Here is a 23,290-nt window from a genome sequence, read left to right on the forward strand (position 1 = left end):
ATTCCAGCAAGGGTGCAAGCTGCGCGGCAGCAGGATACTAAGGGGTTCACATATGGCTCGGATTGGCGAGAGCACGGATCTGCTGAAGTGCTCTTTCTGCGGAAAGAGCCAGAAGCAGGTGCGGAAGCTCATTGCCGGGCCCGGTGTCTACATCTGCGATGAGTGCATCGAACTGTGCAACGAAATCATCGAAGAGGAACTCGCCGAGGTCGCCGACCTTGGCAGCTTTGAACTGCCCAAGCCGCGGGAGATCTTCGACTTCCTGCAGGAATACGTCATTGGCCAGGAACCGGCCAAACGGTCCCTCGCCGTGGCGGTCTACAACCACTACAAGCGCATCCAGGCCGGCCACGCGCCGAAGTCCGGGAACCTCGGCGACGGCGGCCACCACGACGACGTCGAGATCGCCAAATCGAACATCCTGCTGATCGGCCCCACGGGCTGCGGAAAAACGTACCTCGCCCAGACCCTCGCCCGCCGCCTCAACGTGCCGTTCGCCGTCGCCGACGCCACAGCACTGACCGAGGCCGGGTATGTCGGCGAAGACGTCGAAAACATCCTCCTGAAGCTCATCCAGGCCGCGGACTACGACGTCAAGAAGGCAGAGCAGGGCATCATCTACATCGACGAGATCGACAAGATCTCGCGGAAGAGCGAAAACCCTTCGATCACCCGCGATGTTTCCGGTGAAGGCGTTCAGCAGGCGCTCCTGAAGATCCTCGAAGGCACTGTTGCCTCGGTACCGCCGCAGGGCGGACGCAAGCACCCGCACCAGGAATTCATCCAGATTGACACCACCAACGTCCTGTTCATCGTGGCAGGTGCCTTCGCCGGACTCGAAGAGATCATCGGGTCCCGGTCCGGCCGCAAGGGTATCGGCTTCGGCGCACCCCTGAACGACGCGAGCAAGAAGGTGGACTCCTACGGCGAAGTGATGCCGGAGGACCTGCTCAAATTCGGCCTGATCCCAGAGTTCATTGGCCGCCTCCCGGTCATCACCACGGTTTCCAACCTGGACCGGGACGCCCTGATCCAGATCCTGTCCACGCCCAAGAACGCACTGGTGAAGCAGTACCAGAAGATGTTCCAGATTGACGGCGTGGAGCTGGTCTTCGACGACGGCGCCCTGGATGCGATCGCCGACCAAGCCCTGGAACGCGGCACCGGCGCCCGCGGCCTGCGTGCCATCCTCGAGGAAGTCCTGCTTCCGGTGATGTTCGATCTTCCCAGCCGGGAAGACGTGGCCAGCGTGGTCATCACCGAGGATGTCGTCCTCCGCGGCGCCGAGCCCACCATGATCCCGCACGTGACCAAGCGGCGGAAGTCCGCCTGAGCCACGTTGCCCGCAACACCCCCGTCAGCGGTGGCTGCCGCCTGCGCCGCCACCCCTACCTGAAGGATTAGCCATGACTGAAACCGCCAAGAACCGGGCCGACTTCTGGTTTGATCCGCTATGCCCGTTCGCCTGGATCACTTCGCGCTGGATCGGCGAGGTGGAAGCCGTCCGCGACATCGAAACCGTCTGGCACGTCATGAGCCTGGCAGTCCTCAACGAAGGACGCGACCTCGACCCCGAGTACCGCAAGTCCATGGACAACGCGTGGGGCATGGTCCGCGTGATTATCGCGGCCCAGCAGGAACACGGCGACGCCACCGTCAAGGCTCTCTACGACGCCATGGGCACCCTGATCCACGAAGGCGGCGAGAAGGACCGTACCGTCGTGATCACCAAGGCCCTGGCCGAGTGCGGGCTTCCCGCCTCCTTGGCAGAGGCTGCTGAGTCTGACGCTTACGATGCCAAGCTCCGGGCCAGCCATCAAGAAGGCATCTCCCTCGTCGGCCAGGACGTCGGCACCCCCGTGGTCGCCTTCAACGGAACGGCATTCTTCGGACCGGTCCTCACGCGCATCCCGCGCGGTGAGGTGGCCGGCAAGCTGTGGGATGCCACCACTGCCATGGCCTCCTACCCGCACTTCTTCGAGCTGAAGCGCAGCCGCACCGAACGCCCCGAATTCGGCTGAGCCGGCGCGCGGCTGCCGCCGCTGAAGACTTCAAGGGCCCCGGAAGAACTACTCCCATGTAGTTCTTCCGGGGCCCTTGTGCATGCCTGCGCACAGGATCAAAATAGTTCTTACCAACTTCGAAAGAAGGGGGACGCAGGAACCAAAGATCCAGTGAAATGTATTCGACGCAGCCTTTGGCGAAGCCGGATACGAGCTACCAGTGACGAGGTAGGAAGACCTGGAAATCCCCGGATTCTGCCAGACCATCAAGTTCGTCACGAGATGGCCGAAAAAGTCGAAGCCCCACCAACGGCAAAACGCTGATGGGGCTTCCCCTTTGCCCTGAAACAGGGCGTGCACCGGACTAGACGGCCGCTGTCTCCTCAGGGGCAGCCAGGGTCACGTCGCTCACGGTCAGTTCCCCTTCGCCCACCACCAGGGTGATCTCCCGGGCGTTGGACGCCGCCTTGAGGTCGGACAGGCCGGCCTTCAGCTGGGTGGTCAGAGCCTCCGAGGCGCTGATGGTGGCAGAGAGGACCTCGGTCCGCTGCTTCACCTTTGCCTCGGACTTTGCCTTGCGGACACCACTCAGGGCGTTACCGACGGTGGCGAGCATGGTGGTGTCGCCATCCACCTCGACGCCGGCCGGCCAGGCGGCGCGGTGAACCGAGCCCGTGCGCCACCAGCCCCAGACTTCCTCGGTGGCAAACGGCAGGAACGGCGCGAACAGGCGCAGCAGCGTATCCAGCGTGGTGGCCAGGGCCGCCAGCACCGATGCCTGCTCCGCTTCGCCGGCCGCGCCGTAGGCACGGTCCTTGATGAGTTCCACGTAGTCGTCCGTGAACTGCCAGAAGAACGTTTCGGTCAGCTGCAGGGCCCGGGCGTAGTCGTAGTTATCGAATGCTTTCGTGGCCTGAGCAACGACGTCGGACAGTTGGGCCAGCAGGGCACGGTCCAGCTTGTTGGTCAGCACCGAAAGATCGCCGGACACCACAGAGTTCTCGGTGGCACCGAGGTTCAGCACGAACTTTGAGGCGTTCAGGAGCTTGATGGCCAGGCGGCGGCCGATCTTCATCTGGGCGATCTCGTAGGCGGTGTCGGCGCCCAGGCGGGCCGAGGCCGCCCAGTAGCGGACGGCGTCCGAGCCGTACTCGTTGAGGACATCCGTGGGTACCACAACGTTGCCCTTGGACTTGGACATCTTCTTGCGGTCCGGGTCCAGGATCCAGCCGGAGATTGCTGCGTGCTTCCAAGGTGCGGTCTTCTGCAGTGCATCGGCACGGACAGCGGAGGAGAACAGCCAGGTGCGGATGATGTCGTGGCCCTGCGGGCGGAGGTCGAAGGGGAAGACCTTGTCGAACAGAGTCTCGTCCCGGCTCCAGCCGCCCACGATCTGCGGGGTCAGCGAGGACGTGGCCCAGGTGTCCAGGACATCCGCGTCGCCGGTGAAGCCGTTGGGCTGGTCGCGCCGGGATTCGTCGAAGCCCGGGGCTGCGTCCGCTGCGGGGTCCACCGGAAGCATGTCATCGGAGGGCAGGACGGGGTTGTCGTAGTCCGGGTTGCCCTGGGCGTCCAGCGGGTACCAGACGGGGATGGGCACGCCGAAGAAGCGCTGGCGGGATACCAGCCAGTCACCGTTCAGGCCGGCAATCCAGTTTTCGTAGCGGGAGCGCATGAAGGCCGGGTGGAAGTTAATCTCCTGGCCCCTGGCGATCAGGCGTTCGCGGCGCTCTTCGTCGCGGCCGCCGTTCCGGATGTACCACTGGCGTGAGGTCACAACCTCGAGCGGCTTGTCGCCCTTTTCGAAGAAGTTCACCGGGTGGGTGATCTTCTTCGGTTCGCCGTCCAGCAGGCCCGCAGCGCCGAGCAGTTCCACCACTGCTTCCTTGGCGGAGAACGCCGTCTTGCCGGCGATCGCAGCGTAGGCTTCCTTGCCGGCCTCGGTGGTGATCCAGTCCGGCGTTTCGGCGATGATGCGGCCGTCGCGGCCCATGATGGCGCGGGTTGGCAGCTGGAGTTCACGCCACCAGGTGACGTCGGTAAGGTCTCCGAAGGTACACACCATGGCGATGCCCGAGCCCTTGTCAGCCTTGGCCAGCGGGTGGGGCCTGACCTCAAGCTCGACGTCGAAGAGGGGAGACCGCACGGTCTTGCCGAACAGCGGCTGGTACCGCTCGTCGTCGGGGCTTGCCACCAGCGCGGCACACGCGGCCAGGAGCTCCGGGCGGGTGGTCTCGATGAAGATCTTGTCGCCGGCCTCGGTGAAGAAGGGGTAGCGGTAGTAGGCACCGGGAACCTCGCGGTCCTCCAGCTCGGCCTGGGCAACGGCGGTACGGAACGTGACGTCCCACAGGGTGGGTGCCTCGGCCATGTAGGCGTCACCGGCGGCCAGGTTGGCCAGGAACGCGCGCTGGGACACCGCGCGGGAGGTGTCGTCGATGGTGCGGTAGGTCAGGTTCCAGTCGACGGACAGGCCGAGGGTCTGGAACAGGTTTTCGAAGACCTTCTCGTCCTCAACGGCCAGTTCCTCGCACAGCTCGATGAAGTTCTGGCGCGACACGACGTCGAAGTCGCGCTGGTTCTTGGCAGGCTGCGCCGGTGGCCGGTAGTCGGCGTTGTACGGGATGGCGGGATCGCAGCGCACACCGTAGTAGTTCTGCACCCGGCGTTCGGTGGGCAGCCCGTTGTCATCCCAGCCCATGGGGTAGAAGACGTTCTTCCCGGTCATCCGCATGTACCGCGCCTGGACGTCGGTCTGCGTGAAGGAGAACATGTGGCCCACGTGCAGCGAGCCCGACGCCGTCGGCGGGGGAGTGTCGATCGAGTAGACCTGCTCCCGGGTGGTGTCCGGGTTGAACCTGTAGGTTCCTTCATCCAGCCAGCGCCGGGTCAGGGCAGCCTCGAGGCCTTCCAGTGCCGGCTTGTCGGGAACGTTGATGGGGGCGGTGGTGGGCGTGTCTGTACCCTGTATGTCTTCAGCCATTGGGCAATTCTTTCATGCTCCGTTCAATCCCGGAGAAACGCCCGTGGCCACGGCGGCATCCTGCCGTAGATCCGGCCCGGGGGCGTCCCCTTGACGCTGTGTAACGCCCGGTCCGCCCGATGCGGGAACCTCCCGTTAGGGTGGTGCCATGACTGACGAATTGCAGCACAGCAAGGCAGCCCTGGTGACCGGCGCAAGCACCGGCATTGGTGAAGCGACGGTGCGCGCCCTGCGCGCGGAAGGCTGGACGGTGTTCGCCGTAGCCCGCCGCGAAGACCGCCTCGCGTCGCTGGAGGCCGAGACCGGCGCCGTCGCCGTTCCCGCTGACATTGCCGAGGACGACGACGTGTCCCGGCTGGTGGAAAAGGTCACCGCTGCCGGGGGTATCGATACGCTCATCAACATCGCCGGCGGCGCCCGCGGCGCGGACCGGGTGGCGGAAGCCAGCACCGCGGACTGGGAGTGGATGTACCGGGTCAACGTGCTGGGCACCATGAAGCTGACCCGTGCGTTCCTGCCGATGCTCCGTGCCAACGGCGAGGGAACGGTGCTGAACCTGACCTCCACTGCCGCGATTGCAGCCTACGAAGGCGGAGGCGGCTACAACGCGGCCAAGTTCGCCCAGCACGCCCTCACCAATGCGCTCCGGCTGGAGGAAGTGGAAAACAACATCCGGGTGATCGAAGTGGCGCCCGGCCTGGTGCAGACCGAGGAATTCGCGCTCAACCGCCTGGGCAGCGAACAGGCCGCGGACAAGGTCTACGAAGGCGTGGAGAAGCCGCTGACCGCGGCGGACGTGGCCGACGTCGTCCGGTACGCCGTCAGCGTCCCGCACCACGTCAACCTGGACGAAATAGTCATCCGGCCGGTTGCCCAGGCCGCCAACCACAAGCTCATCCGCAAGGGCTGAGCCCGCCGGCAGGCCAGTGCCATAGCCGCGCAGCATTCACGGGTGTTCAGGCAGCCGGAACCGCCACCGTTGCGAAGATGGCCGCATGGTCGGTGCCCGGAACCCCGTGGACCTGGTAGCCGCTGCTGCCAACCCGGGGACTTGTCACCACATGGTCGATGGCGATGCCGGGCAGGCGCGTGCCATCCATGGGCCACGTAGGCAGGAGCCTTGACCCGGCGGCCGCAGCCACGTCCACCAGGCCGTCCTCTCCGGCCCGAAGGAGGCTCCGGAACTCTGCATGGTCGTAGGTGGCGTTGAAATCACCCATCAGCAGCCTGTGCCCGGGCCGTTCCGCCAACCGGGACAAGGCCTTGAGATCGCTCCGCCATTGACCCACCCGGGTGTCCACAGGCGGCAGGGTGTGGACGTTGGTCAGTTCCAGCACGGCACTGGCACCACCCCCGCTTCCGGTGGCCGTGATCCTGGCCGTCGGCATCAGGAACGGGGTGTCCGGCAGCAAACCCACCGGCTCCAGCGGATGGCTTGAGTACACGGCGCTGCCAGCGCCGTCATCCGTGGGTTGGCTGATCCTGTGGGGCAGCAGCGAACCGAGGCCTTCAGCGGCCAGCCGTTCCTGGAGATCCTGCGAGTGTTCCTGGACGGCGAGGAGCGCCACCTTCTTCTCCCTCACCAGCCGGACAATGGTGGCGGCGTCCGCCCGGCCAAACTGGGAATTGATGCTCATGACGTTCAGCTCCACCGTGGCCGGTGGCTGCTGCTCCGTTGGCGACGCCGCCGGCGCTGCGGCAGCCGCGGGGGAGGGGCGGGCAACATCCAGGGGAAAGAGCCAGAAAAGCTGGCACACCAGGAGCCCTGCCGTCACCAGCTGCAGCCATCTCCGTCCTCCGAACAACGACAGGACAAGGGCCACGGCCGCAGGGACCGCCAGCCATGGCGTGAAGGCGAGCAGCTGGACCACCAGGACCGGCCACTCCGCGCCGACCGCCCGGAAAACGGACATCACCAGCATCGGCACTGCGGCCAGGAGCGATAACCACGTGCACACGACAGGGACGCGTGCGGGGACCCGCCGGCCGGAAGAAGTCATGGAAGTGAGTCTAGGCACTGCAGGCGCCCGAACCCGCGGCTGACCGGTGCGCCGCCATGAGCCGGCCCCGGGGAATGGAAATGCAGGCGGACCCGATAGTAGACTCATCAAAGGCTATGACCCGGCAATCACCGGTGAGCTTCCGGAAGAACGCACCACCCGCCGTCCGCGGGGCGTGCCAGTAGAACCGGACGGGTAAGCCCGTTACAGCAGTAATGAGAGGCCGGGGCAGCACAGTTCCTGTGGAACACACTGCGCCGGTAAGTGAGGTGGTACCGCGGTAAGCGTGCAGTCCTTGGACCGCACAGCGAGCCGTCCTCGCATCCCGGAAAGTGTCCGGCAACTGCCGGTTCGCCCAGCTCAACCCAGGATGTCGAGAATGACGTATTATCCCAAGGCCTCAGCCTCCACCAGCGGCGGCCCGTCCGACGGCCGCGCAGGCGTTTCCGCCTCCGTGAAGTTTCCGGAGATCGAAGAGCGCATCCTGAAGTACTGGGACCGGGACGGCACCTTCCAGGCCAGCATCGACCAGCGCAGCGCCGACCTGCCCGGCGGCGAGCCCGGCAGCAACGAATTCGTGTTTTACGACGGTCCGCCGTTCGCCAACGGCCTCCCGCACTACGGCCACCTGCTGACCGGCTACGCCAAGGACCTGGTGGGCCGGTTCCAGACCCAGCGCGGCAAGCGCGTTGAGCGGCGCTTCGGCTGGGACACCCATGGCCTCCCTGCAGAGCTTGAAGCAATGAAGCAGCTGGGCATGACCGACAAAACCCAGATCGAAGCCATGGGCATCGACAAATTCAACGACGCCTGCCGCGCCTCTGTGATGAAGTACGCCGACGAATGGCGCGCGTATGTCACCCGCCAGGCCCGCTGGGTGGACTTCGACAACGACTACAAGACGCTCAACGTCGAGTACATGGAGTCCGTCCTCTGGGCCTTCAAGCAGCTCCACGAGAAAGGCCTCACCTACAACGGCTACCGCGTCCTGCCCTACTGCTGGAAGGACGAGACACCGCTGTCCAACCATGAGCTGCGCATGGACGACGACGTCTACAAGAACCGCCAGGACCAGACGGTTACGGTCACGTTCCCCATCCTCGCGGGTGATTCGGAACTCTCCCGGCAGCTGGCAGGGGTACAGGCCCTCGCCTGGACCACCACCCCCTGGACCCTTCCCACCAACGCCGCGCTCGCCGTCGGGCCTTCCATCACCTACGCCGTGCTGCCCGCCGGACCCAACGGCATCAAGGCTGCATCCGCCGATGCCCCTGTGACCGGTACCTTCCTCCTCGCTGCGGACCTCATCGGCGCCTATGCCAAGGACCTCGGCTACGACGGATTCGAAGACGCGGAAGCGGCAGTGGTGTCCACCCACACCGGTACCGAACTTGAGGGGCTGCAGTACCAGCGGCTCTGGGACGACTTCAGTGACAATGAAAAGTACGGCATGGAGAACGCCTGGCGCTTCCTCGTGGCCGACTACGTGACCACCACTGACGGCACCGGCATCGTCCACCAGGCTCCCGCCTATGGTGAAGACGACCAGAAGGTGTGTGAGGAAGCCGGCATCCCCGTGGTCCTCTCCGTCGATGAAGGCGCGAAGTTCCTGCCGCTGTTCACGCACGGCGACCTCCACGACATCGCCGGCCTGCAGGTCTTCGAGGCCAACAAACCCATCACCCAGGTGCTCCGCGCCCAGGGCCGCCTGGTCCGCCAGGCCAGCTACGAGCACAGCTACCCGCATTGCTGGCGGTGCCGCAACCCGCTGATCTACCGTGCGGTGTCCTCCTGGTACGTGGAGGTCACCAAGTTCAAGGACCGCATGTCCGAGCTGAACCAGGAGATCAACTGGATCCCCGGCAACGTCAAGGACGGCCAGTTCGGCAAATGGCTGGCAAATGCCCGCGACTGGTCCATCAGCCGCAACCGGTACTGGGGCAGCCCCATCCCCGTGTGGCAGTCCAGCGACCCCGATTACCCGCGCACCGACGTCTACGGCTCCCTCGCGGAGATCGAAGCGGACTTTGGCCGCCTCCCCTTGAACAAGGACGGCCAGGTGGACCTGCACCGTCCGTTCATCGACGAACTGACCCGGCCCAACCCGGACGATCCCCGCACCCCGGAAGAGGGACAGTCCGTGATGCGGCGCGTGGAGGACGTCCTGGACGTCTGGTTCGATTCCGGCTCCATGCCGTACGGCCAGGTCCACTACCCGTTCGAGAACGAAGCCTGGTTCGACACCCACAACCCCGCGGACTTCATCGTGGAGTACATCGGCCAGACGCGCGGCTGGTTCTACATGCTGCACATCCTGTCCATCGCGTTGTTCGACCGGCCGGCGTTCCGGAACGTCATCAGCCACGGCATCGTGCTGGGCTCCGATGGGCAAAAAATGTCCAAGAGCCTCCGGAACTACCCGGACGTGTCCGAAGTGCTGGACCGTGACGGCTCCGACGCCATGCGCTGGTTCCTGATGTCCAGCCCCATCCTTCGCGGCGGCAACCTGATCGTCACCGAGCAGGGCATCCGCGACGGCGTCCGCCAGGTCATCCTGCCGCTGTGGAACGTTTACAGCTTCTTCACGCTGTACACGAATGCAGCAAACGGTGGGGACGGCTACGAAGCGAAGCTCCGGTACGACGGGTACGCCGACACCATGGACCAGTACCTCCTGGCCAACACCGGAGACCTGGTCCGAAGCATGACGGAGCGGCTGGACGACTACGACATCTCCGGCGCCTGCGACGCGCTGCGCAGCTACCTGGACATGCTCACCAACTGGTACGTCCGCCGCAGCCGCCAGCGGTTCTTCGACGAGGACCAGGATGCTTTCGACGCCCTGTTCACTGCCCTGGAGGCTGTGTCCCGTGCCGCTGCTTCGCTGCTGCCGCTGGTCACCGAGGAAATCTGGCGCGGCCTGACCGGCGGCCGCTCTGTGCATCTTGCCGACTGGCCGGACGCGGACCTCTTCCCGGCCAACCCGGACCTCGTGGACGCCATGGACAAGGTGCAGCAGATCTGCTCCACCGGATCCTCGCTCCGCAAGGCCGCCAACCTGCGTGTCCGCCTGCCGCTGCAGGAACTCACCGTGGTGGCACCCGGTGCGGACGCGCTGGAAGGCTTCGCCGCCGTCGTCGCGGACGAACTGAACATCCGCTCCGTCCGCCTCCTCGACGCCGCCACTGCCTCCCCGGAGGAGTTCGGCATCCAGCAGAAGTTGGTAGTCAACGCCCGCGCCGCAGGGCCGCGCCTTGGCAAGAACGTCCAGCTGGCCATCAAGGGCTCCAAGTCCGGGGACTGGTCTGTGGATGACTCGGGCGTTGTCACCGCCGGGGGCCTGCAGCTCGAGCCACAGGAATACACCCTCGAGACGGTGGTTGCAGAGTCCGACGGCAGTGCTGCCGCGTCCTCTGCATCCTCTGCTGTCGCAGTCCTGCCCGGCGGCGGCTTCGTCGTCCTCAACACCGAGGTCACCCCCGAGCTTGAAGCGGAAGGCCTGGCCCGCGACATGGTCCGCGCCATCCAGCAGGCCCGCAAGGACGCCGGGCTCAACGTCAGCGACCGTATCCGGACCACCGTTACCGCCGCGCAGAACGTCGTGGACGCCCTGGAGGCCAACGCGGAACTGGTCAAGGGGGAGACGCTGACGGTAGACCTGACGGCCGAACCGGCAGACGTGCCCGAGCCCGCCGTCGTCGTAGAAAAAGTGGAGGCCTAAGGCATGACTGACGAATTTTCCGTGGAAAGCGTCTACGCCGAACTGCTGGGGCGTGCGCCGGAAAACAAGATGGAGCCCCGGCTCGCCCCGCTGTTCCGCGCCATGGATGTGCTCGGCGAACCCAACAAGGCGTTCCCGATCATCCACGTGACCGGAACCAACGGCAAGACGTCCACGTCCCGCATGATCGAGTCCGTGCTGCGGGCCCAGGGACTGAGCACCGGGCGCTACACCAGCCCGCACCTGTCCAAGGTCACGGAACGGATCAGCATTGACGGGCACCCGGTCTCCGACGAAACGTTTGTTCGGATCTGGGACGAGATCCGTCCCTACCTGCAGATCGTGGATGCCGAGCTGGAGGCGGAAGGGCAGCCCCGCCTGACGTACTTCGAATGCCTCACCATCTTGGGCTTCGCTGTTTTCGCCGACCAGCCCGTCAACGTGGCCATCATCGAAGTGGGCCTGGGAGGCATCACCGACGCCACCAACGTGGGCGACGGACAGGTATCGGTGATTACCCCGATCTCGCTGGACCACACGGACCTGCTGGGGGACACCACCGAGGACATCGCGCACGAAAAAGCCGGCATCATCAAGCCCGGAGGCTTCCTGGTCAGTGCTGCGCAGCCCCTGGACGCTGCGCAGGTCCTGCTGGAAAAAGCCAAGGAAGTTGGCGTGCCGTTCCGCTTCGAGGGCGTGGAGTTCGGCGTCGAATCCCGCACCGTTGCCGTGGGCGGCCAGATGGTCACCATCCAGGGCATCGCCGGGCGCTATCCGGACCTGCTGGTCCCGCTCCATGGCGCCCACCAGGCGCAGAACGCAGCCGTGGCCGTGGCGGCCCTGGAGGCGTTCTTCGGCGGCGAAAAGGAACTGCCCTTCGACGTCCTGCAGGAAGGCTTCGCCGCCGCAACCTCGCCCGGCAGGCTGGAAGTGGTGCGGTCTGCACCCACCATCATCGTGGACGCTGCCCACAACCCGGACGGCATCAAGGCTTCGGCCGCGGCCCTGAAGGAGGCCTTTACCTTCTCCCGGCTGGTCCCCGTGGTGGGCGTGCTCAAGGAGAAGGACGCGGAGGAGATCCTCCGTGAACTCAAGGAATCCCTGGGAGACGTGGCGGAGGAGTACTGCTTTACGCAGTCCAATTCGCCGCGGGCCGTGCCGGCCGCCGAACTGGCCGAGCTGGCCATTGACCTCGGCTTCGGCGAGGACAACGTGCATATTGAAGAAAAGCTCGACGACGCCCTGGAATGGGCGGTGGAACGGGCCGAAGCGAACGACGACCTCTCCGGCGGTGTGCTGGTCACGGGCTCCATCACCCTCGTGGCCGAGGCCCGCATCCTGCTCGGAAAGACGGAGGCGTAATCCATGGCCAGGCTGACCAAGGCCCAGCGCGAATGGCGCCCGGGCATGCCGAAGAAACGGCGCTCCACCAAGGTCATGTTCGCCTCGACGGTCCTCCTGCTGGAGGCGTTCGTCATGTTCTTTGCCACCCTGGCAGTGTTCGGCCTGCGCCGCGGCGAGTTCCCGCCGGCGCTGATCCTGGGCGTCGGGATAGCACTGAGCGTGGTCATGGTGCTGGCCTGCGCGTTCCTCCGCAAGCCCTGGGGCATCGGACTGGGCTGGGTGCTGCAGGTGGTGCTGATCCTCACCGGCATCTTCGAACCTGCCATGTTCCTGGTGGGCGTACTGTTCGCCATCTGCTGGTGGTACGGCATCCGCACGGGAATCAGGCTGGACCGCGAAGCCGGGCAACGCGAACGTGAACAGGCCGCGTGGGAAGCCGCCAACCCGGACCAGCCCGCCGGATCCGGTCCGGCCCAGTAGGGCAGCCCCCGTAGACTTGACCCGAAACCCCACCAACGCATTGGAGCAGTTGTGACCACTGAGCGCACCCTCGTCCTGATCAAGCCCGACGGCGTCGCCCGTAACCTCACCGGCGCCATCCTGGCCCGGATCGAAGCCAAGGGCTACGCCCTGGCCGAACTCAAAAAGGTGAACGCCACCCGCGAGCTGCTCGAGCAGCACTACGAAGAGCACGTGGGCAAGCCGTTCTACGAGCCGCTGGTGGAGTTCATGCTCAGCGGCCCTGTGGTTGCCGCGATCTTTGAAGGCCACCGCGTCATCGAAGGCTTCCGTTCACTGGCAGGCACCACCGATCCCACCACCGCGGCTCCGGGCACCATCCGCGGCGACTTCGGCCGCGACTGGGGACTGAAGGTGCAGCAGAACCTGGTGCACGGCTCAGACTCCTCGGACTCCGCTGAGCGCGAGATCAAGATCTGGTTCTAGGACCCGCCCTCCGCGCCGCCATGGTGGTGCGGACCAACAGATAAGGCCAATGTTCTTCGTGAACATTGGCCTTATCTGTTGGTCCTAGGGCTCTGGGCGGCTAGAACCCTGACGTGCCGGCGAACACCTGGATGAAGGCGAAGAAGATGCTGGCAATCACGCCCACGTAGATCAGCGCCACGATGATCCAGCCGGAATCGCCCACGACGCGGGCGGCCCCCGAGGGGACGGGAATGACTCCGGCCGAGATGTTGCGGATGGTGGTCCAGACAAAGAGCGGGATCATCGCGGCCCAGACGATCATGCAGAACGGGCACAGGACGTGGATGTCATAAAGGGCCTGGGACCACAGCCACACCACGAAGATGAAGCCGAGGGTAACGCCGGCCTGCAGCCCGATCCAGTACCAGCGGGCAAACGTGGCGCCGGACAACAGGGCCATGCCCACGGTAATGATGATGGCGAACGCCACGATCCCGATGAACATGTTGGGGAAGCCAAAGAGTGAGCTCTGCCAGGTCTTCATCACTTCGCCGCAGGAGATAAACGGGTTTACATCGCACACGGTGGTGTGGTTGGGATCCTGCAGCACCGCGAGCTTTTCCAGGACCAGGGTTCCGGAAGCGAGCCAGCCGATAACTCCGGTAATCACCAGGAGCCAGCCGAAGGGCCGGTTCCGGGCCATCACCGGCGTATTAGCCGCCGGGGCGCTGTCCGGGGTGGTGGTCCGCTCCTGGGCTGGCGTGCCGCTGACGGGGGAGATGCTGGGCATTGGTATGGCGTCCTTTTCGTCCGGTGCTCCTGAGCCTGATTGTAACGCCGGCGGCTGGACGCAACGCCCAGGGAACAGAAAGCCCGCGGCACCTTCCCACGTGATTTACCCCGCGTGTGAGAGAATGAACGTGGCTGGAAGCCGAACCACATTCGGTCTCCGGTCCGGTGGTTTGTTCCCAAGACCGCCAATGACGAGCAGGGCAGGCTTCGGATTGTTCCGACACTCCCGCAATCTCCATTGGACGGCACCTGGTTGTGGCATGTAGAACAACGGGTTTCAGAACTTTCCACTGGCTCCTACGGGCTGCCGCACCCCATTGCCGGTGCGAACCTGGGAGCATCCACTTGACTTCTGTCAGCGCCTGCGGGTTTTGACAATATGTGCCCCAATGGGTGCCGGATGTGGCGGTACGTCAGGGGCAGGAGTGTTGCCACAGATGAACAATGAAACTGAGCTTTCCGTTAACGAGGTTGAACCGGCTGTGGAAGCCGCGGCCGAACCCAAAAAGGCTCCCCGGACCCGACGCAAGGCAGCGCCGAAGGCCGATGACGCCGTAGCCGCAGCCGCCGCCGAGGTGGCTCCGAACGATGCCCCAACCGCCGTTGCGTCGGCCGGCAATGAGGGTGCCCCCTCAGCCCCGGCCAAAACCGCCGTGCGCCGGCCCCGGGCCAAGAAGAAGGCAGACGCCGCCGAGCCGCTGCCTGCCTTTGCCACCGATGCAGACTCCACGGAAGCCGGTGCGGCCGCTGACGCTGCCCCCGCCGAAGCTGCCACCGCCGCAGAAGCGCCTGCTGCCAGCGAAGTACCCGCGGAACCCACCGAGACCAAGCCGGTCCGCCGCCGTCGCGTTGCCACGAGGAAAGCTGCTCCTGCGGGGGCACCTGCAGAAACGCTGGCCCCCGCCGAAACGCCGGCCCCTGCCCAGGAACTGCCCGTCACCGCTGCCGCGCTGGACGCTGAAACGGCGGACCAGGGCGCCGTGGCCCGGGAGGCGGCCGTAGAGGCAGCAGCAGAGAAGCCCGCCGAACAGGAACTTACCGCCGTCGAGACCGCAGCCGAGGCCGCCCCGGAGCAGGCCCCCGGCACGGCAGCTGCCGCTGCAGCAGGAGAATCCGCTGCGACGCCGGCCGAAGCCGCCGAAGCCGCCGAAGCTACCGCGGCTGGCGAGGAACCGGGCGCGTTTGCCTCCCTGTTCCTTGAGCCCGGCTCGCCCACTTCCATGCTGTTCCAGGCACCGGACCTGAGCACCGTCGTCCGCCCCGCTACGCCCGCCGCCGCAGCGGAGGAGGCCGAGGACGAAGACGACGCCGAGGACAACGAATCCGAGGAATCCTCCAGCCGCCGCCGGCGCCGCAGCCGTGGCCGCCGGGGGCGCAGCCGTCTGGACGAGCGCGACGACGCCGGAACCGGTGGCTCCGAGGCGGATGACGCCGCCGACGAATCGGACGAGGAAGAAGCCGGTCCGGCCGAGGACGGCGTGACGTCCCGCCGTCGTCGTCGCCGCCGCCGCGGTGACCAGGACCTCGAACTGACCGGCGGCAACGACGACGATCCGCCCAACACCGTTACCCGCGTGCGCGCACCGCGTGCCGTCAGCGAGGCGCCCGCCAGCAACCGGGTGACCAGCGTTAAGGGCTCCACCCGACTGGAAGCCAAGAAGCAGCGCCGCCGCGAATCCCGGGACACGGGCCGGCGCCGCACCGTCATCACCGAAGCGGAGTTCCTGGCCCGCCGCGAATCCGTGGACCGGCAGATGATCGTCCGCCAGCGCGACGACAGAATCCAGATTGGCGTCCTCGAGGACGGCGTCCTGGCCGAGCACTTTGTCTCCAAGACCCAGCAGGACTCGCTGATCGGCAACGTCTACCTGGGCAAAGTCCAGAACGTGCTGCCCTCCATGGAGGCTGCCTTCGTGGACATCGGACGCGGCCGCAACGCCGTCCTTTACGCGGGCGAAGTGAACTGGGAAGCCGTCAACCTTGAAGGCAAGCAGCGCCGTATCGAGAACGCGCTGAAGTCAGGCGACACCGTCCTGGTCCAGGTGACCAAGGACCCCGTGGGCCACAAGGGCGCCCGCCTGACCAGCCAAATCTCGCTGCCGGGCCGCTACCTCGTGTACGTCCCCGGCGGTTCCATGACCGGAATCTCCCGCAAGCTGCCCGACGTCGAGCGGAACCGGCTCAAGCGCATCCTCAAGGACCGCCTGCCCGAGCAGGCGGGCGTCATTGTGCGCACGGCGGCCGAAGGGGCGTCCGAAGAGGAGCTGACCCACGACATCAACCGGCTCCGCGCCCAGTGGGAAGGCATCGAAAGCCAGTCCTCCTCCACCAAGGTCCTGGCTCCGGAGCTGCTGTACGGCGAGCCCGACCTCACCATAAAGGTGGTCCGTGACGTCTTCAACGAGGACTTCTCCAAGCTGATCGTCTCCGGCGAGGACGCCTGGGACACCATCGAGGCCTACGTCACCTATGTGGCGCCGGACCTGGTGGGACGCCTGGAAAAGTGGACCAAGGACCAGGACATCTTCGCTGCCTGGCGGATTGATGAGCAGATCCACAAGGCCCTCGAACGCAAGGTGTTCCTGCCCTCCGGCGGCTCACTGGTGATCGACCGGACCGAAGCCATGACCGTGGTGGACGTCAACACCGGCAAGTTCACCGGCAGCGGCGGCAACCTCGAAGAAACCGTCACGAAGAACAACCTTGAAGCGGCCGAGGAAGTGGTGCGCCAGCTGCGGCTGCGCGACATCGGCGGCATCATCGTGATCGACTTCATCGACATGGTCCTGGAATCGAACCGCGACCTCGTCCTGCGCCGCATGGTGGAATGCCTGGGCCGCGACCGGACCAAGCACCAGGTGGCGGAAGTCACCTCGCTGGGACTCGTCCAGATGACCCGCAAGCGCATGGGCACCGGGCTCCTGGAAGTCTTCGGCGAGCAGTGCGAAGCCTGCGCGGGCCGCGGCGTCGTCACCCATGACGACCCCGTAGAGCACCGCCGCGCCAACATCGTGGCAGCCGAGCAGCACGTCCACCGCTCAGACAACCGCTCCGATTCCCGCACCAACGGGAACCGAAACGAGGGCAACCGCAGCGAGGGCCAGCGCAGTGAGGGTCAGCGCAACGAGGGCCAGCGCACCGACAGCAGCCAGGAAGGTACGCGCGGCGAACGCAAGCGCCGCCGTGGACGTGGCGGCCAGCCGGTCGAACAGGCACCCGCACCCGCAGCGGTGGCTGCCCACCCCGTCCAGCCGGACCCGCACGAGGCCGAACGCCATGCCAAGGCTGAAGCCACCAGGCTGGCCCTGGCCAACATTGCTGCTGCTGCCCACGCCGCACACCTGCATGATGATGAGGTGGCGGCCCGGCTGGCCCCCGCCCAGCAGGACGCGGGCACAACGGAGAAGCACGACGACGGGACGCCGGCACGCCCGGCAGCTGTCCTGACGTTCGGCGGCGAGAAGGTCGCGCTGCCCTTCGTTGAGCACGCAGACGAGCACCAAGCCTCGCCTGCGCTGTCGCTTGACCGGCTTGCCGAAGCGTTTGCCCACCTGGGCCAGCCGGCTTCGCCTGTTGGCAGCCAGCCACAGGAGTCCGGGACGGCCCAGGCCGCGCCGGCCACCCCCGAACCGGCGGAGGCAGCGGTTGCGGCACCCCAGCAGCCCGTTGCGCCTGCCGCCCCCGACCTGTCCCGGCAGCGCCGTCCGCGGCGTAACCGGAGTGCAAGCAGGGCGCAGGGCGCAGCCAACGAGACCACCGTGGAACACCATGAGAACGTCCCGTCGGCCAGCGAAGGCCACTCCCATGCCGCCAAAGCGCCCCAGCCCGCAGCGCCGGCAGAGCCGGCAGCCAAAGCCGATGCGCCCATCATCCTTGGCGTAGGGGTTCCTGCTTCCGAGCTCTGACCCTGCCCAGGCACTGCAGATGCCCGGCCCTCCACTCCTGTGGTGGGGCCGGGCATCTGCCGTTAACGGGGAACGGCCCTCAGCAGCGCACTTAACAGGTGCAGTCACCTTTCGGTTGACTGCCGTCCAGCGGCTAGGCTGGGGAACCGACACGGGGTGCCGCGCACCAGGCCCGGCTGAGATCCACACCCGTTGAACCTGTCCGGTTAGTACCGGCGAAGGGATGTCTCTTTTGTCTTCGACCCTTGCCATGCCCGCAGCCACCCCGCTCCCGAATCCCTCCGCAACCGTAATGCCGGCTGCCGTACGGGACGTGCCCCGGGTCCTTGCCATCGCGGGCTCGGACCCCTCCGGTGGGGCCGGCATCCAGGCGGACCTCAAAAGCATCGCGGCCCACGGCGGTTACGGCATGGCCGCCATCACTGCCCTCACCGCCCAGAACACCCGCGGGGTGACCGCCGTCCATGTTCCTCCGGCATCCTTTTTGGCACAGCAGCTGGCGGCCATCAGCGACGACATCCACGTTGACGCCGTCAAGATCGGCATGCTGGGCGACGCCGAAGTGATCGATGCCGTGCGCACCTGGCTGGAGAAGGTGCGCCCCGCCGTCGTTGTCCTGGACCCCGTCATGGTTGCCACCAGCGGAGACCGGCTGTTGCAGGAGAGTGCCGAAGCCGCGCTCCGCAGCCTGGTGCCGCTGGCCCACCTTGTCACCCCCAACCTGGCCGAACTGGCCATGCTGCTGGAAGAAGACGTACAGGACACGTGGGAGGCAGCCCTGGAACAGGGCAGGCGGCTTGCTGATGCCACCGGTGCTGCCGTGCTGGTCAAGGGTGGCCACCTGCAAGGCAGCAGCTGCCCGGACGCCTTGGTTGGCCCGGCCGGCATGCTATCCGCAGACGTAGTGGAAATCCCGGGGGAGCGGGTGGCAACGCGGAACAGCCATGGCACAGGCTGTTCCCTGTCCTCCGCCATGGCCACGGTCCAGGCGCAGGTAGGCAACTGGGAAGTGGCCCTACGGGAAGTGAAACCCTGGCTTGCGGGGGCGCTGGCGGCGTCCGCCGTACTGGAGGTGGGAACCGGCAACGGGCCCGTTCACCATTTCCACCACATCCGCCAAGCGCTTCGGCCAGGCGACTTTACGGCGCAGCTGCGGAAAGATGCCGACGCCCACCTTGAGTCGATCTACGCCCTGGGTTTCCTCCGGGCCCTGGCCTCGGGGACACTTCCGGAAAGCCAGTTCGCGTATTACCTTGCGCAGGATGCCATCTACCTGAACGGGTATTCGCGAGTCCTCGCCCGGGCCAGCGCGCTGGCTCCCACGGAAGCCGAGCAGCTGTTCTGGGCGGCGTCGGCCCAGCAGTGCCTCGAAGTGGAGTCGGAACTGCACCGTTCCTGGCTCAGCACCCGCACCGTCCGTCCCGAACTGGGTCCTGTCACCAAGGCCTACGTGGACCACCTGACGGCTACTTCGGCGTCGGGCAGCTATGCAGTCCTGGCAGCGGCTGTCCTGCCGTGCTTCTGGCTGTACGCGGACGCCGGGAAGACGCTCCATGCCAGGTTCCTCGCCGACGGGGAACCGGCAGGACACCCCTACGCCGACTGGCTCCGCACCTATGCCGACGAGGATTTCGCGGAGGCAACGCGCCGGGCCATCGCCGTGGTGGACGAAGCGGCACGCAAGGCTTCCGATGACGAGCGGCACGCCATGGTTACCGCTTTCCGGCAGTCCTGCCGGCTGGAAGTGGAGTTCTTCGACGCGCCGCGGCTCCACGCCTGAACCTGCCCGGGCCGTGCTGCCGGTACTATGGTCTGGCACGGCCCCGGTGGCGGACGATGTCTGTGGTTCCTATCACAGCCGACCCGCCGGAGCCAGCCTCATTTGCGGCCGGAGACGGAATTAGCGTATTCTGGATCTTCGGTGCTTACGCCAACACTTGGGTTATGACCCCGGGAACATGCCAGCGTGGAAAACACAAGGCAGTCCTGCGGGATAACTCATGGAGACCTTCGGGGAATCCACGGCGTTGAGGCACAGCGGGAACCCAGCCAAACAGTGCAACGGGTGCCGCACGCAATTTTAGTTATAAACGTCGAGAGAAGTGAGTTCCCAAGTGGTGTACGCGATTGTCCGCGCAGGCGGCCGCCAAGAGAAGGTTTCCGTTGGAGACTTCGTTACCCTGAACCGCGTCGCCGGTGGGGCTGGCAGCACCATCGAGCTGCCCGCACTGCTCCTGGTTGATGGTGACAAGATCACCACTGCCGCTGCTGACCTGGCCAAGGTGACCGTTACGGCTGAAATCCTCCAGGACCTCCGTGGTCCTAAGATTGTCATCCAGAAGTTCAAGAACAAGACCGGGTACAAGAAGCGCCAGGGTCACCGTCAGGAACTGACCAAGGTCAAGATCACTGGCATCAAGTAACCACCGGTTACTGTTCAGGTTTTCAGCAGATTCCCCAGAATTTAAAGGCAGGCATTTCAGATGGCACATAAAAAGGGCGCGAGCTCCACTCGCAACGGTCGTGACTCCAACGCACAGTACCTCGGCGTCAAGCGCTTCGGCGGCCAGGTAGTTTCCGCCGGCGAGATCATCGTCCGCCAGCGTGGCACCCACTTCCACCCGGGCGCCGGCGTTGGCCGTGGCGGCGACGACACCCTGTTCGCACTGACCCCGGGCGCCGTTGAATTCGGCACCCGCCGCGGTCGTCGCGTCGTCAACATCGTTGCTGCTGCAGCTGCAGAGTAACAACCAGTTCTGAAGCGGTGGAGCGGGCCAGTTGGCCCGCTCCACTGCTCTTTTAAGCGCATTACAATCGATAGGGCGTCCATGGGCGCCCACACGACACTGAGGAGATTTACGTGGCCAGCTTTGTAGACCGGGTAGTACTGCACGTATCCGGCGGTACCGGCGGCCACGGTTGCGTCTCCGTCCACCGCGAGAAGTTCAAGCCCCTCGGCGGGCCCGACGGCGGCAACGGCGGCAACGGCGGCGACGTCATCCTCCGCGTGGACCACCAGACCACCACCCTCCTCGACTACCACCACGCCCCGCACCGGCACGCCACCAACGGCGGTCCCGGCATGGGCGACTGGCGCGGCGGCAAGAACGGCGAAACCCTGATCCTGCCTGTCCCCGACGGCACTGTGGTGAAGTCAAAGGACGGCACCGTCCTGGCGGACCTGGTGGGGGAGGGCGCAGAGTACATCGCCGCCGCCGGCGGGCCCGGCGGGCTGGGCAACGCTGCCCTGTCCTCGCAGAAGCGCCGCGCTCCAGGCTTCGCCCTGCTCGGCATCGAGGGTGAGTCGAGCGACATTATCCTTGAGCTGAAGTCCATTGCAGACATCGCCCTGGTGGGATTCCCGTCTGCCGGCAAGTCCAGCCTCATCGCCGCCATGTCCGCCGCGCGCCCCAAGATCGCCGACTACCCGTTCACCACCCTCATCCCCAACCTGGGTGTGGTCCAGGCAGGCGAAGTCCGGTTCACCATCGCGGACGTCCCGGGACTTATCGAAGGTGCCAGCGAAGGCAAGGGCCTCGGCCACAACTTCCTGCGGCACGTGGAACGCTGCGCCGCCCTGGTGCACGTCCTGGACTGCGGCACGCTCGAATCCGAACGCGATCCCCTTTCTGACCTCTCCATCATCGAGACCGAACTTGAAAAGTACGCGGTGGACATGAGCTACGCCGGCCAGGACGGCGAAGTGGTCCCGCTGAACCACCGGCCCCGCCTCGTGGCACTGAATAAAGTGGACCTGCCGGACGGCAAGGACATGGCTGAATTCGTCCGCCCTGAGCTGGAGTCCCGCGGATACCGGGTCTTCGAGGTCTCGGCCACCAGCCACGAGGGCCTGCGCCAGCTCGGCTTCGCCATGGCCGAGATCGTCAAGGCGGCACGGGATGCCGTAGCAGCCGCTCCGCCGAAAGTTACCCCCACTGTGCTGCGTCCGCGCGCCGTCAACGAAACCGGATTCCGGATCCGCCGCGAGGAGAAGGCCCACGAGCCCCTGTTTCGCGTCCTCGGCGACAAGCCCGTCCGCTGGGTCAAGCAGACAGACTTCACCAACGAAGAGGCCATCGGCTACCTGGCCGACCGGCTCGCAAGGCTGGGCGTGGAAACCGAGCTGTTCAAGATGGGTGCCACGCCGGGCGACACCGTGGTGATCGGTGAAGATGATGGCGTGGTCTTCGACTGGGAGCCCACCATGATGGCAGGCGCCGAACTGCTGGCATCGCCGCGCGGCACCGACATCCGTTTCGCCGATACCGGCGACCGCCCCACCCGCACCCAGAAGCGCGAGGAGCAGCAGGAACGCCGGGATGCCAAGGCCGCTGCCCGCGCCGAGCTCGAAGCCGAACGCAAGGCCGGCATCTGGACAGAGTCCGTCAGTGGACGGCGCGCGGCCCAGCCCATCAAGGAAAGTGGCCTGGACTCCGGCGATGAGTCCTAGGGCAACTGCCACGGAACCGGCTTCCGGTTCCGTGGACAGGAGCGCGCTGGCCGGCGCCCGCCGGGTTGTGGTGAAGGTCGGCTCCTCATCGCTGACAAGCATCAAGGGCGGCATCTCCGAAGAGTCCCTCACGGCCCTCGCGGACGCCCTGGCTGCCAAACGCAACAGCGGGACCGAAATCATCCTGGTTTCCTCAGGCGCCATCGCTGCCGGACTGGCACCGCTTGGCCTCCCGAAGCGTCCCCGGGACCTCGCCACCCAGCAGGCTGCTGCCAGCGTGGGGCAGGGACTCCTCATGGCCCGGTACACCCAGGCGTTCGGCGCCCACGGCGTCACTGTCAGCCAGGTCCTGCTCACTGCAGAGGACCTGATGCGGCGGAGCCAGCACACCAACGCCTTCCGGGCCCTGGACCGGCTCCTGAACCTTGGCGTGGTTCCGGTGGTGAACGAGAACGACACCGTGGCCACCCACGAAATCCGCTTCGGCGACAACGACCGGCTGGCTGCCCTCGTGGCGCACCTTGTCCGCGCCGACGCGCTGGTGCTGCTCTCCGACGTCGACTCCCTCTACGACGGTCCGCCGGCCCACGGGGCCAAGCGCATTCCTGTGGTGGCCGGACCGCACGACCTCGAGGGAGTGTCCATCGGCAAGACCGGCAAAGCCGGGGTTGGCACCGGCGGCATGCTCACCAAGGTTGAGGCGGCCAGCATGGCCGCAGGATCCGGCATTCACGCCCTGGTGACCTCCACGCCCAACGCTGCCGCCGCACTCAACGGTGAGGACGTTGGCACCTGGTTCACCGTCAACGGTGCCCGCAAACCCGTCCGGCTGCTGTGGCTGGCCCACGTAGCCTCTGTCCAGGGCAGGCTTGTCCTGGACGATGGCGCGGTCCGGGCCGTCCGCCACCACCGGACTTCGCTGCTGCCGGCCGGCATATCCGCTGTGCACGGCGTCTTCGAAGCGGGCGACGCCGTCGAGATCGCAGGTGCCGACGGCACCGTCGTGGCCCGCGGCCTGGTCAACTACTCCTCCGAAGAGCTGCCCCGCATGCTGGGACGGTCCACGCGCGACCTCGGCGAGGAACTCGGCACCGGCTACGACCGTGAAGTTGTTCATGTTGACGACCTGGTGCTGGTTTGAACCCGGGCCTCGCCTAAACTTGGA

The 23,290-nt window shown here is 66.0% G+C and carries 16 protein-coding genes and 1 riboswitch; of the genes, 13 read left to right on the top strand and 3 right to left on the bottom strand.

Going from position 1 to position 23,290, the window contains the following annotated elements; genetic code table 11:
- The first annotated feature begins 52 nt into the window (after positions 1 to 52).
- Both clpX and AC1DBN_RS00265 read left to right on the top strand, forming a co-directional pair.
- Entirely contained in the window at positions 53 to 1,333 is a 1,281-nt protein-coding gene (gene clpX, locus AC1DBN_RS00260) for an ATP-dependent Clp protease ATP-binding subunit ClpX (RefSeq protein ID WP_056079756.1), read from the top strand.
- A 73-nt stretch (positions 1,334 to 1,406) separates the two neighbouring features.
- Positions 1,407 to 2,021, top strand: a complete 615-nt coding sequence (locus AC1DBN_RS00265; RefSeq protein WP_477722410.1) for a mycothiol-dependent nitroreductase Rv2466c family protein — start codon at positions 1,407 to 1,409, stop codon at positions 2,019 to 2,021.
- Positions 2,022 to 2,367: 346 nt separating this feature from the next.
- On the opposite strand, the gene valS is transcribed toward AC1DBN_RS00265, so the two are convergent.
- On the bottom strand, positions 2,368 to 4,986 hold the full coding sequence (gene valS, locus AC1DBN_RS00270; RefSeq protein WP_091720768.1) for a valine--tRNA ligase: 2,619 nt from the start codon (positions 4,984 to 4,986) through the stop codon (positions 2,368 to 2,370).
- A gap of 148 nt (positions 4,987 to 5,134) precedes the next feature.
- Between valS and AC1DBN_RS00275 the strand changes: the two genes are divergently transcribed.
- Positions 5,135 to 5,896 carry an SDR family oxidoreductase gene (locus AC1DBN_RS00275; RefSeq protein ID WP_091720766.1) on the top strand — a complete coding sequence of 254 codons (762 nt, stop codon included), beginning with the start codon at positions 5,135 to 5,137 and terminating at the stop codon, positions 5,894 to 5,896.
- A 46-nt stretch (positions 5,897 to 5,942) separates the two neighbouring features.
- Here the strand turns inward: AC1DBN_RS00275 and AC1DBN_RS00280 are convergent, their stop codons facing one another.
- Entirely contained in the window at positions 5,943 to 6,986 is a 1,044-nt protein-coding gene (locus AC1DBN_RS00280; protein ID WP_314216682.1) for an endonuclease/exonuclease/phosphatase family protein, read from the bottom strand.
- A gap of 379 nt (positions 6,987 to 7,365) precedes the next feature.
- Between AC1DBN_RS00280 and ileS the strand changes: the two genes are divergently transcribed.
- Genes ileS through ndk form a run of 4 tightly spaced genes read left to right on the top strand, consistent with a single transcriptional unit; the run spans position 7,366 to position 12,996 of the window.
- Entirely contained in the window at positions 7,366 to 10,707 is a 3,342-nt protein-coding gene (gene ileS, locus AC1DBN_RS00285) for an isoleucine--tRNA ligase (protein WP_477722411.1), read from the top strand.
- A gap of 3 nt (positions 10,708 to 10,710) precedes the next feature.
- Positions 10,711 to 12,069, top strand: coding sequence for a bifunctional folylpolyglutamate synthase/dihydrofolate synthase (locus AC1DBN_RS00290; protein ID WP_314216679.1), 1,359 nt, complete (start codon positions 10,711 to 10,713; stop codon positions 12,067 to 12,069).
- A 3-nt stretch (positions 12,070 to 12,072) separates the two neighbouring features.
- Positions 12,073 to 12,531 carry a DUF4233 domain-containing protein gene (locus tag AC1DBN_RS00295; protein ID WP_091720754.1) on the top strand — a complete coding sequence of 153 codons (459 nt, stop codon included), beginning with the start codon at positions 12,073 to 12,075 and terminating at the stop codon, positions 12,529 to 12,531.
- A gap of 51 nt (positions 12,532 to 12,582) precedes the next feature.
- A complete protein-coding gene (ndk, locus tag AC1DBN_RS00300; protein ID WP_091720752.1) occupies positions 12,583 to 12,996 on the top strand; it encodes a nucleoside-diphosphate kinase in 414 nt (137 codons plus the stop codon).
- A gap of 100 nt (positions 12,997 to 13,096) precedes the next feature.
- On the opposite strand, the gene AC1DBN_RS00305 is transcribed toward ndk, so the two are convergent.
- Positions 13,097 to 13,768 carry a vitamin K epoxide reductase family protein gene (locus AC1DBN_RS00305; RefSeq protein WP_091720749.1) on the bottom strand — a complete coding sequence of 224 codons (672 nt, stop codon included), beginning with the start codon at positions 13,766 to 13,768 and terminating at the stop codon, positions 13,097 to 13,099.
- A gap of 439 nt (positions 13,769 to 14,207) precedes the next feature.
- Here AC1DBN_RS00305 and AC1DBN_RS00310 point away from each other — a divergent pair, with 439 nt between their 5' ends.
- The 6 genes from AC1DBN_RS00310 to proB all read left to right on the top strand — a co-directional run bounded on the left by AC1DBN_RS00310 (position 14,208) and on the right by proB (position 23,266).
- Positions 14,208 to 17,675 carry an Rne/Rng family ribonuclease gene (locus AC1DBN_RS00310; protein ID WP_091720748.1) on the top strand — a complete coding sequence of 1,156 codons (3,468 nt, stop codon included), beginning with the start codon at positions 14,208 to 14,210 and terminating at the stop codon, positions 17,673 to 17,675.
- 142 nt (positions 17,676 to 17,817) lie between these two features.
- Positions 17,818 to 17,916, top strand: a riboswitch (TPP riboswitch).
- A 9-nt stretch (positions 17,917 to 17,925) separates the two neighbouring features.
- Positions 17,926 to 19,455 (top strand): bifunctional hydroxymethylpyrimidine kinase/phosphomethylpyrimidine kinase, encoded by a 1,530-nt coding sequence (locus AC1DBN_RS00315; RefSeq protein ID WP_091720745.1) that lies wholly within the window; start codon positions 17,926 to 17,928, stop codon positions 19,453 to 19,455.
- A gap of 334 nt (positions 19,456 to 19,789) precedes the next feature.
- Entirely contained in the window at positions 19,790 to 20,098 is a 309-nt protein-coding gene (gene rplU / locus AC1DBN_RS00320; RefSeq protein WP_015937330.1) for a 50S ribosomal protein L21, read from the top strand.
- Between the two features lie 60 nt (positions 20,099 to 20,158).
- Positions 20,159 to 20,422, top strand: a complete 264-nt coding sequence (gene rpmA / locus AC1DBN_RS00325) for a 50S ribosomal protein L27 (RefSeq protein ID WP_009372867.1) — start codon at positions 20,159 to 20,161, stop codon at positions 20,420 to 20,422.
- Between the two features lie 113 nt (positions 20,423 to 20,535).
- Positions 20,536 to 22,125: a GTPase ObgE gene (gene obgE, locus AC1DBN_RS00330; protein WP_477722412.1), complete on the top strand. Its 1,590-nt coding sequence runs from the start codon at positions 20,536 to 20,538 to the stop codon at positions 22,123 to 22,125.
- Positions 22,115 to 23,266: a glutamate 5-kinase gene (gene proB, locus AC1DBN_RS00335; RefSeq protein ID WP_091720739.1), complete on the top strand. Its 1,152-nt coding sequence runs from the start codon at positions 22,115 to 22,117 to the stop codon at positions 23,264 to 23,266. Before obgE ends, proB begins: the two co-directional genes overlap by 11 nt.
- Positions 23,267 to 23,290: the final 24 nt, after the last annotated feature.

It is taken from the genome of Pseudarthrobacter sp. 10T415, from assembly GCF_056394175.1.